Raw genomic sequence first — 14,188 nt, 5'->3', positions numbered from 1 at the left:
GCATGGCACCCCTCGCTGACATCCGCACGGCAACGCACGTTACCTTTGACGCGCCGACCGCAGAACAACTGCTGCGCATCGGCGCGACCAGTATCGTGCTCGCTTCCGACCGCCTTCTTACCGGACCGAGCCACCCGAGTCCTCTCGAGCATGTTCGGCAGCGTAAGATCTGGTGGAACTCGGACGAGCTATGGGATGACCTCTACTCGTCGGAGACCCGGTGGGAGTTGCCTGTCATAACGTGGGTATCATCGAGCCTCCACGAGCGGGTGAACCTCTGGCGGACCTGTAGCTGGTTGCGCGACGTGGGGCTCGCCTGCGACGACATTCTCATCCTCGAGCTTGAGCCCGTCACCCGTTCAAGGGCAAGAAGTCACGAGGGAGCGAAGCGTCCGTTTGATTGCAGTCAATCGGTGTCCGACCATCCTGACGACGCCCTTCTCGCGCGTATCAAGAAGGCGAGCCCCTGGCCGCCCGAACGCTACGCTCGCGCCGTTCGCCTCTGGAACAGCTACGTCGACGAGGACCCCTTGCTGTTCGTAGAGAGCTGCTCTGCTGGTGTCGAAGGCTTTCCAGAGCTTGCTCCCCTGTGGGCGTTCCTCTCTTCCTTCTTTCCAAGAAGGACCACGGAAGGCGCCTTGCGCTTGAGTCGATTCGACGAGATAACGCTTTCTCGCCTGTCGTCCGACTGGCAGACTCCGGCGGACGTGGCCGCCCAGAAGTCGGAGACGCTGGTAGACATGTGGCACCTCCTCTTCTGTACGGGCGACCTGTTCCTGCCGCGCCGGCTGGAGCACTGGGCAGACCACGACTCGAGTGCGGCTGTGGAGCGCGGGCCTGGCCCAAAGCCGCCTGGCGCTGGCTACCCGATGCTTTCGAGCGTCTACCGCCTCACCCAGCGTGGGATGCGGCTCCGGGACAAGGGGCTCGATCAACTCTCGGAGGCGCCACGCTTGCCCGTCGCCGGAACCGAGGCGTACTCAGCTTCGGCCCCCTGGGTGCTGCTCGAAGACGGCCGGCTCGCTCGGCTGTAACGACCAGCCTTGGGCAGGGGGACCGGCCTGCACCGCGTTGCCCGGGGGCACGGGCCGAGACCTCCGGCCCGCGGCGGCGCGGGAGCGCGTCCTCGCCAGTACCGACCTCGCCGAGTTGGAGCGCTGGAGCCGCCGGTTCGCCGTCGTCAGTGACGCCCGGGAACTCCTCGTGTAGATGATCGCGGCAACCCGCGGGATTCCGGTGAATTTCACCGGTGAAATCCGCGCCCGATGCCGGTGAAGAGCACGCCGGATGCCGGTGAATTTCACCGGTGAAGTCCGCGCCCGGTGCCGGTGAAGTTCACCGGTGAAGAGCCGCTCAGTGCTTCTTGGTGCGGCGCTGCTTGCTGCGGGTGGCTGTTGGCGCTCGCGGTAGATGATGGGTGAGGGCCGCTTTTCGCTCACGCAGGATGATGGCTCGCTCACGCGCGCGATGGTGATCGCCGACCCATCCGGTGCGCGGAGTTCCCGCCGGAGGCTCCGTCCGCCCATCGCCCGCGCGACGCGGCCGCCGGGGCGCGCAGGGCGCGTCAAGGGCGGCGCAGCCGCCGAGCCCTGCGAGGGAACCCTTGACGCGTCCGAGCACCCCGGCACGCTCAGGACTCGATGGGCCGACCATCACGCCCGTGACCGAGGCCCGCTCACCGTCGCGATGGCCATCAGCCAGCCCGAGCGAGAGAGCATCAACCAGTTTGACTCTCAACAACCTCTTCTGCGCAACTCCCCGATGAAGGGCAGCAGATCTGCTCGCAGGTAACGGCATCACAAGCGATGGCTACGTTGGCTTGTGTGCCTGAAGAGCTTGAGTCCTCGTCGGTCCCGCTGCACCCGGTCAGGAGGAGGGCGAGGCCAGGGACGAGTGCGTGTGGGATCTGGCGGCGTACCATGTCGCCATCATACCTGGCGCAGTGGTCTGAGGGCGTCGGTTCGGCGGAGACCGATGGCTACCCCGCTGGTGTTCCCATTGGGGCGGAATTGATGCGGCATCCGCTCGCCCGGCTCCGGGCTGCGCCAGTACGCCAACACGCGGGCCCGGACCCGGGATCTGCCCGCCGGCCCGGTGTCAGCCGCTCGCCTGTCGCGGAGCCTCGTGGAGCCCCGTACCCTGGCGTCACCCGCCGCGCCCGCCTCCGGTGGTCCCGCCGACATCCGGCCGCGCAGCGATCCAGCGTCGCCGAAATTTGTCATGTCACACGCAGGTCACACAAAAAGCAGAAGACACGGCTCTCGCCGTGTCTTCGTGGTGGAGGCGCCGGGAATCGAACCCGGTGTTGAATTTATGTGGAGTTCGCTGGCTTGAGTTTCGGCGCGCGAATGGGCCGGGGATGCTTCGCTCTACCGCAGCTCGCCGGCCGCCCTGGCATCGGGCCTGGCGGTCGGGCTGGCGCTGGTGTCCGTCGACCACCTGGCCGTGCTGGCTCAGGGCGGATGCGCCTGCCGATCGCCGCGTGCTGGATCGCGACGTCGCCCTCGACCTCGGCGCCCTCGTCGTGGTCGGCGGAGCCCCTCAGCATGGCGCCCTCGACCTCGATAGAGCTCAGCCGCGCGATGCGCTGACACTTCGCCCTGACGATTCGATCGCGCGAAGCCTTGCTTTCCAGGCACTTGGGCGCGGTTTGCGCCTCATCCTACGGGCCCTCCCTGCCAGCGCTCACGTGGGGCGCAACTGATCGATGAGCTGCCCCACGCCGAGCTCCGTGAGGAAGTGCCCGGCGAACGACGCGCGCATCTGATCTCCGGCCGCCGCAGACACCTTGGACACCTTCTGCGGGTTGCCGGCCCCGAGGAGCACGAGCCGGTTTGGCTTCGGCATGATGTAATGGCCCGTCCCCGCGCGCAAAAGCACCTCCGTCTCGCGCCGGGTGTCGAAGCGGATCGTCGTGGGGTCGTCGATCATCTGTCCGCGCGTGGACTCGTCGGCCACGTACAGATCTCCGCCCCACTGCACGTCCCACTCGGGGTGGGCGGAGAAGAGGAACGAGCCGGCGACCTCGAGCGGATCGCTGTGCCAGGTGACGCTGCTCCCGGCAGGGTGGGCGTACAGTCGACCGTGGATGCCCGCCCAGTCGCGCCCCTCTCGGCCGATGAGGCCCTCGCACGCCGGCAGCGCGAGCCCGCGGATCCGCTCGATTAGGATGTCGTACGCCTTCCCCGTCGGGCAAAAGCGGGCCGGCAAGGCGCTCGCGGGCACGCCGGGCGGCAGCAGCGGCTCGATCGCGCTCCGCGTCCACACCACGTCCTCTCCGACGTACGGGTTGCCGTCGCTCGCCCGGTAGCCGGCGCGCAGGGGCTGGACATGGACGCTCTTGAGCTCACTGCTCCGGTACATGGCCCAGAACTTCTCGAACTCGTCCTGCGGCAGGAAGTCGTCGAGGACGGCGAACTGAGAATTCGCACAAACGACATTCATGACCCATGGTCCTTTCGTCTCTGCCCGCCCTCAGCGGGGAATCAACACAAGCTTGCCGATGGCGTCCCTCTCGACGGCGCTCCGCTGCGTGGTCATGGGCGCGTAGCCGCCGGCGGCCCACAGCTCGCTCTGGTCCCTGTAATGCGGCGACAGCGGGTGCCCGGACTGGCCCGTGCTCAGCACGAACACCGAGCGCTCGGGGTCGCCAAGGTCGTAAATCGCCCGGAAGCCCGGCCCATCGCGGCTGACGAACGGGTCGTCCTCCTGGTTGATCCAGTAGCCGCCCAGGTTCACCGTGTGATTGTCGCCCGGGCTCCGCACGGTGACGTCGAACCAGCGTGACAGCACCGGAATCCCGCCCAGCACCGCATGCTGCGAGATCGCGGGGTGCGCCTCGCCCCACGACCAGCGGGACGGGTCGTCGCCGTACTCCGCCTTGAGGTACGCGAGGGCCCGCCGGAGCGCCAGCCCGGATACCGCGTCGCACGACTCGCTGTCCGGTGTCCGGGTATCATCGCACCAGCGCCCCTCGCCGCCCGTGTCCGACAGGACGCCGCGCAGGAAGGCGATCCGCTCGCTGAAGCCCTCGCGGAACAGCTCTCCGAGCTCGTCCTCGTAGATCTGCCGCGAGAGCTCCCGCACCCACGTCGCGAAGATCAGCGGCTCTGCGGCGTCTGCCCTCATCTCCAGGTCCCACGCGCGCAGCCGCTCGACGACGCGCCGCTCCTCGTCGCTCGCCGTGGCGGCCCGGAGCAGCCCGGGCAAGAGCAGCGCCGCCGCGCCGCTCCGGACGTCCATCTGGATCTCCGCGAAGCGACGCACCGAGTGCGCGGGGCTCCCGTCGAGCAGCGCCTCGATGCGCTCGGCCCGAGAGGGGTGATCCCAGTCGGCGGAGATCCAGTGAGGATACTCGGGCGGCGTGATCCTCTGGTTCGCGGTCACGATGCGCCCCGAGGCCGGCGCGCGGGACTGCGGCAACTCCTCCCAGGGCACGAACCCGAGCCAGTCGTACTTCTCCACCCACCCCGGCACGGGGACGAGCCCCCTCACGTCGTTCTCGGGCCGTCGCATCGGGACGCGACCGGCGGCGATGAACCCGATGGCGCCGGACGCGTCGGCATACACGATGTTCTGCTGAGGAGAGTGGAAATCGCGCGTCGCCGACAGGAGGTCGTCGGCGGTCCGGGCCTCCGCCGCCCTCACCGGGAACTCCAGCGTGCGATCATCGGCGCGCAGCGACGTCCAGGCCAGCGACAGGACCTGTCCGCCGGGCATCGATCGCTTCGCGACGTCGCTCACGTCCGAGATGACCGGCCCGTGCCGGCTGATGCGGACCTCGAGCACCTCGTCGCTCCGCCCCTTCACCTTGATCGTCTCGCGGACGGTCGTGAACGGCAGCGGCCCGGAAGGCGCCAGGTAGCGCGAGGGATCCGAGGGGACGAGCTGCTCGATGAAGATGTCCTGCGTGTCGGACCTCGTGTTCGTGAACGCCCAGGCCACGCGGCCGTTGCGCCCGAGCAGCACGGCGGGAAGGCTCGGCAGCGTCGCTCCGATGACGTCGAGCCCAGGGGCGCTGAGGTGCGCGAAGTACCAGAGCGACGGCGCGAAGAGCTCCAGGTGCGGATCGTTGGCGAGCAGCGGCTTGCCGCTCTCGGTCCGCGTGCCGTCGACCGCCCAGTTGTTCGAGCCGATCGCGCGATCGATCGGCGCGGGCACCGCCGCCCGGAGCGCCTTCGCCGGCGCCTCGAGCGCCCCGTGCTGCTCCGGGGGCGCGGGCGCGACGAGGGGCTCGTCGCCGGGGTACGGCGCCAGGAACTCGGCCGCCTGTTGCGGCGAGAGCCGGTCCCGGAGCCGCACCCGGAACAGCTCGCGCTCCCAGTTGCCCGAGAGGTTCCAGGCCATCACCTTCAGCCACACGAGAGAATCGACCGGCGTCCACGGGCGCGGCTCCACGCCGAAGAGCAGGAACTCGGGCGGGAGCGGGGGATCCTCGGACAGGAAGGCGTTGACGCCGCGCACGTACGCCTCGAGCACGGCGCGCGTCTCGGGGGAGAGGTGATTGACGTTCTCCTCGGCGACGCGGCGGAGGCCCACGGTCCTGAACAGCCGATCTTGCGGGAGCGCGTCCTCCCCGAAGACCTCGGACAGCGTGCCCGAGCCGAGCCGCCGGTTGACCTCCATCTGCCACAGGCGGTCCTGCGCGTGGACGTAACCGAGCCCGAAATACGCGTCCTCCCTGCTCCGGGCGTAGATATGGGGGATCGCGTGGCGATCGCGGAAGATCTCGATGGGCTGCGAGGCGCCGATCACCGCGACCTCACCGGACAACGCCGGGAGAGACCTGCGGACGAACAGGAGCGCTCCTCCGGCGGCGAGCGCCACCACCAGGAGGAGCGCGAGCAGGGCTTTGCCGATCCGTCTCATCGCGCTCGTCTTCGGCGGCTCACGCCACGCGATCGATCGACTCCACCGCAGCCCGGATCGCCGCCGCGAGGATCTCCGCGACCCGGTCGACCTCGGGCTCGGTGATGATCAGCGGCGGGAGGAGCCGTATCGTGCTCCCGAAGCGCCCTCCGAGCTCCAGGATCAGCCCGCGCTTCAAGCACGCCGACTGGATGGCGGACGCGAGCTTCGCGTGCGCGGGGCGCTTCCCCCGCGCGTCGGTCCGGCCGCTGGGGTCCACGATCTCCGCGCCCAGCATCAGCCCTCGGCCGCGCACCTCGCCGATGCACGGGAGCTGCTGCTGCAGCTGCTGGAGGTGGCCTTTCAGCCTGCGGCCCATCGCGTCCGCGTGCAGATCGAGGCGCTCCTTCTTGACGAGGCGCATCGTCGCCGAGCCGGCCGCCATGGCGAGCTGATTGCCCCGGAACGTGCCCGCATGCGCGCCCGGCCTCCAGCGATCGAGCGACTCGTGATAGACCACGACCGAGAGCGGAAGGCTCCCGCCGATGGCCTTGGACAGCACCAGCACGTCCGGCACGATGTCCGCGTGCTGGAAGGCGAAGAACTTCCCGGTCCGGCCGAGGCCGGTCTGGACCTCGTCGAGGATGAGCGGCACCTCGGCCTCGCGCGTCACCTGCCGGATCCCCTGCAGCCATGACGCGGAGGCGGGGATCACCCCACCTTCGCCCTGCACCGCCTCGAGGATCAACCCCGCCGGCGGCAGCACCCCGCTCTCGGGATCGTGGAGCATGTTCCGGATGTAGTGGAGTCCGGCGGCCTCCCCCGCCTCGCCGCCGAGCCCGAACGGGCAGCGGTAATCGTACGGGTACGGGAGGAACTGGACCCCTGTCTGCGCGCCGCCCAGCCCCGCCTTCGGGCCGAGGTTGCCCATGAGGCTCAGCGCTCCGAGCGACATCCCGTGATACGCCCCGTGGAAGGCGAGCATCGTGCCGCGGCCCGTCGCCGTCCTCACGAGCTTCAGCGCGGCCTCGACAGCGTCCGTGCCCGTCGGGCCGCAGAACTGGATCTTCGCGTGGCGCGCGAGCTCGTCAGGCAGCATCGAGAACAGATCGTCGATGAACTGCTCCTTGACGGGCGTCGTGAGATCCAGCGTCTGCATGGGCAGCTCCTCGCGGAGCGCCCGCTGGATCGCCTCGATGACGACGGGATGGTTGTGGCCCAGGATCAGGGTCCCGGCGCCGGCCAGGCAATCGATGAACACCCGGCCCTCGACATCCTCGACGTAGATCCCCCGCGCGCGCCGCAAGGCGATCGGGATCCGCCGCGGGTAGCTCCGCGCGTTCGACTCCCTCCGGCTCTGGCTCGCCAGGAGCTCGTTCTCGCCGAGGGCGTAGTTGGCAGACAGGGCGAAGGGCTTCGCCTCAAACGCAACAATCTTGGAAGAGTCCATCTCGACACCAGGACGCATGGCTCACCTCATCAAAAAAAGATGTGAATCGCCCCGGAGCATCGAGCTCCCGAGGACGTCTGCCGGCCGACGCGGCAGAACAGGGGGCGCCAGCGCCTCACGGCGGCGGCCGAGAGCCCCCAGCGCTCTCCTCCGGCCGCGCTACGAGCGCGCGCGCTCCAGGTGCTCGCGCAGGCTCAAGGGTCGCATGTCCGTCCAGCGCTCCTTGATGTAAGCGAGGCACTCCTGCTTCTTGCCCGCCTTGCCGGCCGCTCGCCAGCCCCTCGGCAGGTCCATCGACTCCGGCCAGATCGAGTACTGCTCCTCGTGATTGACGACGACCTTGAAGGTCGCCTCCTCGTCATCCCAGCTCATCGTCACTCCTCGTCGAACTTGAAAGTCCTTTTCAATTGCGGATCAAAAAAAAGAATCTCCCCATCGCATCCCGCCGCAGAAATGCGGCCTAGCCCGGCGCTCATGGGCGGCGCAGCGGACTGAGGAGCTGCTCGACGCCCTTGGGCTTCATGAAGAAGCCCGCGAACGACGCGCGCACGTTGTCGCCGGCCGCCGGCGAGATCTTGGCGACCATGTGCGGATTCCCCGCGCCGACGAGCACGAGCCGGTTCGGCTTCGGCATGACGAAGCGCCCCAGGCCCTTGCGCATGAGCACGCCCGTCTCGTGCCGGTTGTCGAAGTCGTGCATCACCTCGCGGACGAGCTGATCGCGCGTGGACTCGTCGGCCACGCACAGCTCCCCGCCCCACTGCACGTCCCAGACCGGGTTGGCGTAGAAGATGAACGCGCCGGTGCAGTCGGTGTCGTCGCTGTGCCAGGAGATGCTGCACCCGGACGGGTAGGCGTAGAGCCGCCCGAGGATGCCCACCCAGTCGTGCCCCTCCCGGCCGATGATCTCCGCGCAGCTCTGCACGCGCCGCCGGAGCGCGTCGATGACGGCGTCATAGGCGTCGCGCGTCGGGTAGAAGCGGACCGGCAAGGCGTCGATCGCCACGCCCGGCGGGAGCAAGGGCTCGATCGACGTCGACGTCCACGCGATGTTCCCGCCGGTATACGGGTGGCCGTCGCTCGCCCGGAAGTAGGCGCGCACGCGCTCGGCGTGGATGGTGCGAAAGTCGGCGTTCCGGAACATCCGCCAGAACCGCTCGAACTCCTCCGGAGACAGGACGTCATCGAAGACAGCGAACTGCGAATTGATGGAAACTGGCTTCATGGTCGTGCACCCGTTCCTTTCTTGCCCCGGGAGCCGTGCGAGACGGCGCGCGCCGGGCGCTCGACACCCTCTCCCTCCCCGCCGTGAGGCCTACTGCCGTTCTCCGCGAGGGCGGCGGGCGCGCTCGGCCATGATGAGCTTCTCCAGGCCGGCGGGGGCGATGAAGAACCCGGAGAACGACGCGCGCACGTGGTCGCCAGCCCCCGAGGAGACCTTGCCGACCTTGTGAGGGTTGCCCGGCCCGACGACGACGAGCCGGTTCGGCTTCGGCATGATGTAGTGTCCGAACCCCTTGCGCAGGAGCACCTCCGTGTCCTGCTTGCTGCCGAAATTGTGCATCGACTCCCGGACGAGCTGGTTGCGCGTGGACTCGTCGGCCACGAACAGCTCGCCGCCCCACTGCACGTCCCAGACCGGGTTGGCGTAGAAGATGAACGAGCCGTCGAGCTCGTCGTCGTCGCTGTGCCACGACATGCTGCTCCCGGCGGGATAGGCGTACAGCTTCCCCACGATGCCCATCCAGTCGTGGCCCTTGCTGCCGATGAGATCCGTGCAGGTCGGCAGGAGCTTCTGGAGCGCGTCGAGGAGGGCGTCGATCGCCGTCTTCGTCGGGTAGAAGCGGACCGGCAGGGACTCGACGGTGATGCCGGGCGGCAGCATGGGCTCGATCGCGACCGGCGCCCACGCGATGTTCTCGCCGACGAACGGGTTGCCGTCGCTCACCCGGTAGAAATCGCGCATCCGCTTGGCGTGCGCGGGCTGAAACTCGGTGTTCTGGAACATCGTCCAGAACCGCTGAAAATCAGCGGAGCTCAGGACGTCATCATAGATGGCAAACTGCGAGTTGGCAAACACCTTTTGCATGTTCGTGCACCTTTCGATTCTCGTACCTGCATCCAGCGCGGCGTGCGTCTGCGCCGCCGCGCTCGCGTCGCAGAGGCCGGCGCGGGCGAACGCGGCTCGCGCGGCGGCTCCCGCCCGTACGGCGATGTCCAGCGACAGCCGCTCACGAAGCCGGGAGCGGCCCTGCGTGTCGCGCCTCGCGTCAGGCGCTCACGACGGCCTGCGCCTCCGCGTGGCTCTCCGCTGCGTCTCCTTCGTCACCGCGAGGCGCGAGCCGGCCGAATTCCAGCCTGACGCAGCGGTCGGCCAGGTGGAAATAGCGATCATCGTGCGTGATGGCGAGCACGGCCTTCCCCCTCGCCTTGAGCTCGGGCAAAAGGCGGCGGTAGAACACCTCTCTGTAGGCCGGATCCTGATCGGCGGCCCACTCGTCGAACACATAGACAGGACGGTTCTCCAGATACGCGACCAGGAGCGCCAGCCGCTTCCTCTGGCCTTGCGACAGCTCCGTCGTGGAGAGCGCTCCATCCCGCACCGTCACCTTGTGGCCGAGCTCCAGCTCGGCGAGGAGCTTCCGGGCGCGCTCGTCGAGCGCGCCCCCCTCGAGGCCGATCAGGCTGTCGAACAGGAAGAAGTCCGAGAACACCGCGGAGAACAGCTGGCGGTACGCGTCCCGCGTCTCCTCGGTGACCGGCGCGCCGTTCAGCAGGATCTCCCCGCCCTCCGGGGCGTAGAGACCCACGATGAGCTTGGCGAGCGTGGTCTTGCCGCTCCCGTTGCCGCCGACCAGAAAGACGATCTCCCCGGGGCGAAGCTCCAGGTCGATCGGGCCGAGGACGAAGGTGCGGCCCTCCTGCTCCCGGTAGTAGGCGTGCGTGACGCCCCGCAGCCGCAGCCGCTCGAACGGGGGCGGGGGCGGCGCGAGAGCCCGGACGCCCTCGGCAGACAGGCTGCCGGTCACCTGTTCGATGCGCTCCAGGGCGACGCGGGCTCGGCTGATGTTCGGGAGCGCCCGCAGCGCCGCCTCCATGGGCAGCTGCATGTACAGGAAGACGAGCGCGTAGCCGGACATCACATAGGTGTCGACGCTGAAGAAGCGGCTGAAGACGAACAGGACCGCTCCGATGAAGACGAAGAACAGGAAGCTGCCCCAGCTCTCCGCGCCGACGTAGATCGTCAGCCCCCTCGTGCGCTCCTCGCGCACCTTGTCGATGCTGCCGTCCAGCATGCTCGACAGGAACGCCCCCCGGCGCGCCCGGTGGAGCTTGAGCTCCTTCGCCCCGTCGAACAGCGACCGGAAGTGATGGAACAGCCTGTCTTCGTGCAGGCGCGAGGCGCGCAGGTAACGGAGGGCGCTCGTGTTCGCGAGGTGGAACCCGAGCGAGCCCACGACGACGATGACCGCCGCGAAGAGGAACACGCGCCACGAGAGGAAACACAGGTACATGAGGCAGCCCAGCACGACGGCGCCGTCCAGGAACAGGGACGGGACCGACACGAAGAACTGCGAGAGCGTCGCGATGTCCTCGGTGAGGATCCCGAGGACGCGCGCCGAGCCCTGGAGCTCGAGGTGTCGATAAGGCGCGCCGGTCACCTGGCGGCTGACATGGGACCGCATCTGCGCGAGCGTGACCTGGCTCAGATGCACGCAGAGGGACTGCGACACCCAGCGGGTGAGCAGCACAAGGACGCTGATCCCGGCGAACTTCCAGCCGAGCGCAGGCAAGTCGCCGCTCTGCCCGTTCAGCGCCTGGTTGATGAGCGCGACGAGCGGCGCCGCGCAAAACCCGCTGATGAGGCTCGTGATCAGCGCGGCCGCGAGCAGCCCGCGCGACGAGCGGACCAGCGCGGAGAGCAGCCCTCCCCCGCCCGGCACGTCCGTTTGCACCGGCCTCCACCCAGGTAGCCTCTCTGCTTCGCTCGTCGCCATCGGCACGCTTTCCGCCACGCAGCGCTCACGCGCTGGAGAACACTCACGTCGATGCCCACGCCGCCGCCCGAGGGGCGTCACCCGGAGCTGGGCAAACCGAGGTGAAAGGACGTCCCTTCCGGAACTTGAAAATCACTTTCACATTCAAGAGCCATTTGACACGGCCGGAGAAACCTGTCAAACACTATTTCAGATCACAAACTCGTCGCGCAGCACTCCGCGCCGCGTGCGCTGGAGATGCAATGTTCGCGATGCGCAGGAACGGAGGCGCTCTCCAGCATGTCGAGAGCTCGCGGCGGTCGTTTCAGGCAGTTTCCAGCACGGAGGTCGAAGAGCACCAATCGTCTCATCCGTCTGCTCGGCGCTGGCTCGGCGGGGTTCCTGCTCATGGCGGGAGAGGCGCGCGCGCAGACACCGCCGGACGGGGAGCGGCCGGCGTCCGAGCGCACGGGCAGCGTCGAGGCGCCTCGGCTCCTGAAGCACGCTGAGGCGGAGTACCCGGAGGCCGCGCGCGCGGCGCGGATCGAGGCGGTCGTCCGGCTCAAGCTCCTCGTCGACGCCGAGGGGCGCGTCGCCTCGGCGGAGGTGGTGACGCCGCAGGGACACGGGTTTGACGAGGCCGCGACGCGCGCGGCCCTGGAGCTCAGCTTCGCGCCCGCCACGGTCGACGGAAAGCCGGTCGCGGCGAGGATCCTTTATGACTACGTGTTTCGCGCCGTCGACGCGGCCCCGCCGCCGGCCGCGCCGCCGCCGCTCGCCCCGGGAGGCGCCGTCGATGCGCCGCCGCCGCCGGCGCGCGATCGCCCGGCGCGCCCGGCCCGCGCGGCCGCGCCGATCGAGGTCGTCGTGAAGGGCGCGTCGGAGGCGGACCGCCTCCGCAGGTCGGCCATGCCGATCGAGGTGATCGAGACCGAGCGCGCCCGGCGCGAGAGCGCCAGTCTCGGCGAGGTCCTGAGCCGCAGCCCCGGCGTCGCCGTGACGCGCGCGGGCGGGCTCGGATCCAGGAACCGCCTCGAGCTGAACGGGCTCACCGACGGCCAGATCCGCGTGTTTCTCGACGGCATCCCGCTCGAGGCGGCGGGCTTCGGGAACGGCGTCGGCGATGTCCCGGTCAACGCCATCGAGCGCGCGGAGGTCTACGCCGGCGTCGTCCCGATCCGCTTCGGCGCGGACGCGCTCGGCGGCGCGATCAACCTGGTGACCGATCACGATGTTCGCGGGACGCACGCCGGCGCCTCGTACCAGGTGGGCTCGTTCGCGACGTACCGGGCCACGATCGCCGCCCGGCATCGCCATGAGCCGAGCGGGCTCGTCGTGAACGGGAGCGGCTTCGTCGACTACGCGGCGAACAACTACCCCATCGATGTGCAGGTCGACGTGGCGGGAGAGCCCCGGCCCGCGCGCGTGCACCGCTTCCACGATGGGTACCGCGCGCTCGGCGGCAACGTCGAAGTCGGGGTCGTCGACCGGCCGTGGGCGAAGCGGCTGCTGCTCCGGCTCTTCTCGACGAGCTTCGAGAAGGAGCTGCAGCACAACGTCGGCATGACCGTGCCCTACGGAGAGGTCGTGTCCGGCGAATCGGCGCAGGGCGGGACGCTGCGCTACGAGAAGCGGAACCTGTTCGTCCGCGGGCTCGCGGTGTCCCTGACCGGGGGATACACCCATCGCAGGATCGATTTCAAGGACACCTCTCGCTGGGTCTACGACTGGTACGGCCGCCGGACGTACGAGCGGCCAGCGATGTCGACGGCCGGCGAGGTGGGCCCCTTCCGGAGCGACCTCACCCAGTGGGAGCACCGCGCGCTCGGCCGCCTCCACGCGGACATCTACCTGGCGGACGACCACGCGCTGCACATCACCGTCGCTCCCAGCGACACGCGGCGGACCGGCAAGGAGCGGCTGCGCTTGAACCCGAGCCGCATCGACCCGCTCACGACGCGCCGCGAGGTGCTCACGCTCGTGAGCGGCGTCGAGTACCAGGCCTACGCCGCCGAGCGCCGCTTCGAGAACATCCTCTTCGCCAAGGACTACCTGTACTGGCTGTCGACCGATCAGGTGGAGACGTTCGACAACTCCGTCCGTCCGCTCGAGCGGGCGACGCACCGCCTGGGCATCGGGGACGGGCTGGTGTTCCAGGCCGCCGAGTGGCTGTCGCTCAAGGGCGCGTACGAGCTCGCGACGCGCCTCCCCCAGCCGGAGGAGGTGTTCGGCGACGGAGCGCTCCTCTCGCCGAACCTGGAGCTCGCGCCGGAGACGAGCCACAACGCGACCGTGAGCGCCACGCTCGCCTGGGCGGACACGCCCGCGGGCGCCGTGCGCGGCACGGTTCAGGGCTTCGTGCGCCACGTCGACGACATGATCGCGCGGCTCCCCTCCGTGGACCGCTTGCACGAGATGCATGAGAACATCGCGACCGTTCGCTCCGTGGGCGTCGAGGGCTCCGTCGGCTGGACGTCGCCGGGCGAGCATGTCTCGCTCGAGGGCAACGTGACCTGGATGGACCTCCGCAACATCTCGGACGAGGGCGCCTACAAGCGGTTCGCGGGGGAGCGGCTCCCCAACCGGCCCTGGCTCTTCGCGAACGCGACCGCCGGGCTCAGGTTCGCCGGCGTCAACGCGCCGGGCGATGAGCTGTCGCTCTCCTGGTCCACGCGCTACGTCCACGAGTTCCTCCCGAGCTGGGAGAGCGCCGGCCTGCCGGCGGCGGTGAAGGCGGCGATCCCGTCGCAGCTCCTGCACGCGATCGGGCTGACGTACCTCGTGCGAGGCGCCGTCACCGTGAGCTCGACCCTCGAGGTGCAGAACCTGACCGATGCCCGCGCGTACGACGTGCTCCGGGTGGAGAAGCCGGGACGCGCGTTCTACTTCAAGGGGACCGTAGATTACTGACATC

9 protein-coding genes are annotated in these 14,188 nt (G+C 69.1%); 2 read left to right on the top strand and 7 right to left on the bottom strand.

Translation table 11 applies throughout. The annotated features are described in order from the left end of the window. The first annotated feature begins 2 nt into the window (after window positions 1–2). A complete protein-coding gene (locus tag WME83_RS48470) occupies window positions 3–1,034 on the top strand; it encodes a hypothetical protein (protein WP_437316496.1) in 1,032 nt (343 codons plus the stop codon). 1,651 nt (window positions 1,035–2,685) lie between these two features. Here WME83_RS48470 and WME83_RS48465 read toward each other — a convergent pair. The 7 genes from WME83_RS48465 to WME83_RS48435 form a co-directional block, all read right to left on the bottom strand. Then, a complete protein-coding gene (locus WME83_RS48465; RefSeq protein ID WP_437316495.1) occupies window positions 2,686–3,444 on the bottom strand; it encodes a hypothetical protein in 759 nt (252 codons plus the stop codon). Window positions 3,445–3,474: 30 nt separating this feature from the next. Then, complete coding sequence (locus tag WME83_RS48460; RefSeq protein WP_437316494.1) at window positions 3,475–5,868, bottom strand: penicillin acylase family protein; 2,394 nt, start codon at window positions 5,866–5,868, stop codon at window positions 3,475–3,477. Between the two features lie 19 nt (window positions 5,869–5,887). Continuing rightward, the gene (locus WME83_RS48455; protein ID WP_437322128.1) at window positions 5,888–7,297 is read right to left on the bottom strand and encodes a diaminobutyrate--2-oxoglutarate transaminase; all 1,410 of its coding nucleotides are present in this window, start codon (window positions 7,295–7,297) and stop codon (window positions 5,888–5,890) included. Between the two features lie 159 nt (window positions 7,298–7,456). Then, a complete protein-coding gene (locus WME83_RS48450) occupies window positions 7,457–7,669 on the bottom strand; it encodes an MbtH family protein (RefSeq protein ID WP_437316493.1) in 213 nt (70 codons plus the stop codon). A gap of 100 nt (window positions 7,670–7,769) precedes the next feature. After that, window positions 7,770–8,522 (bottom strand): 2OG-Fe(II) oxygenase, encoded by a 753-nt coding sequence (locus WME83_RS48445; RefSeq protein WP_437316492.1) that lies wholly within the window; start codon window positions 8,520–8,522, stop codon window positions 7,770–7,772. A 90-nt stretch (window positions 8,523–8,612) separates the two neighbouring features. Beyond that, window positions 8,613–9,386: a 2OG-Fe(II) oxygenase gene (locus tag WME83_RS48440; protein ID WP_437316491.1), complete on the bottom strand. Its 774-nt coding sequence runs from the start codon at window positions 9,384–9,386 to the stop codon at window positions 8,613–8,615. Window positions 9,387–9,567: 181 nt separating this feature from the next. Continuing rightward, window positions 9,568–11,253: a cyclic peptide export ABC transporter gene (locus WME83_RS48435; protein ID WP_437316490.1), complete on the bottom strand. Its 1,686-nt coding sequence runs from the start codon at window positions 11,251–11,253 to the stop codon at window positions 9,568–9,570. A 321-nt stretch (window positions 11,254–11,574) separates the two neighbouring features. Here WME83_RS48435 and mxcH point away from each other — a divergent pair, with 321 nt between their 5' ends. After that, window positions 11,575–14,184, top strand: a complete 2,610-nt coding sequence (gene mxcH, locus WME83_RS48430; protein ID WP_437316489.1) for a TonB-dependent siderophore myxochelin receptor MxcH — start codon at window positions 11,575–11,577, stop codon at window positions 14,182–14,184. Window positions 14,185–14,188 lie beyond the last annotated feature (4 nt).

Source organism: Sorangium sp. So ce385 (genome assembly GCF_051474135.1).
Classification (GTDB): domain Bacteria; phylum Myxococcota_A; class Polyangia; order Polyangiales; family Polyangiaceae; genus Sorangium; species Sorangium cellulosum_D.
Note: the sequence above shows the minus strand (reverse complement) of the source record. Positions and strands in the feature narration are given on the sequence as shown.

Excerpts from the sequence above, each read along its gene's own strand:
- WME83_RS48440 (WP_437316491.1), bottom strand. The coding sequence starts at position 9,386 with ATGCAAAAGGTGTTTGCCAACTCGCAGTTTGCCATCTATGATGACGTC.
- mxcH (WP_437316489.1), top strand. The coding sequence starts at position 11,575 with ATGTCGAGAGCTCGCGGCGGTCGTTTCAGGCAGTTTCCAGCACGGAGG.
- WME83_RS48455 (WP_437322128.1), bottom strand. The coding sequence starts at position 7,297 with ATGGACTCTTCCAAGATTGTTGCGTTTGAGGCGAAGCCCTTCGCCCTG.
- WME83_RS48470 (WP_437316496.1), top strand. The coding sequence starts at position 3 with ATGGCACCCCTCGCTGACATCCGCACGGCAACGCACGTTACCTTTGAC.
- WME83_RS48450 (WP_437316493.1), bottom strand. The coding sequence starts at position 7,669 with ATGAGCTGGGATGACGAGGAGGCGACCTTCAAGGTCGTCGTCAATCAC.
- WME83_RS48465 (WP_437316495.1), bottom strand. The coding sequence starts at position 3,444 with ATGAATGTCGTTTGTGCGAATTCTCAGTTCGCCGTCCTCGACGACTTC.
- WME83_RS48445 (WP_437316492.1), bottom strand. The coding sequence starts at position 8,522 with ATGAAGCCAGTTTCCATCAATTCGCAGTTCGCTGTCTTCGATGACGTC.
- WME83_RS48460 (WP_437316494.1), bottom strand. The coding sequence starts at position 5,868 with ATGAGACGGATCGGCAAAGCCCTGCTCGCGCTCCTCCTGGTGGTGGCG.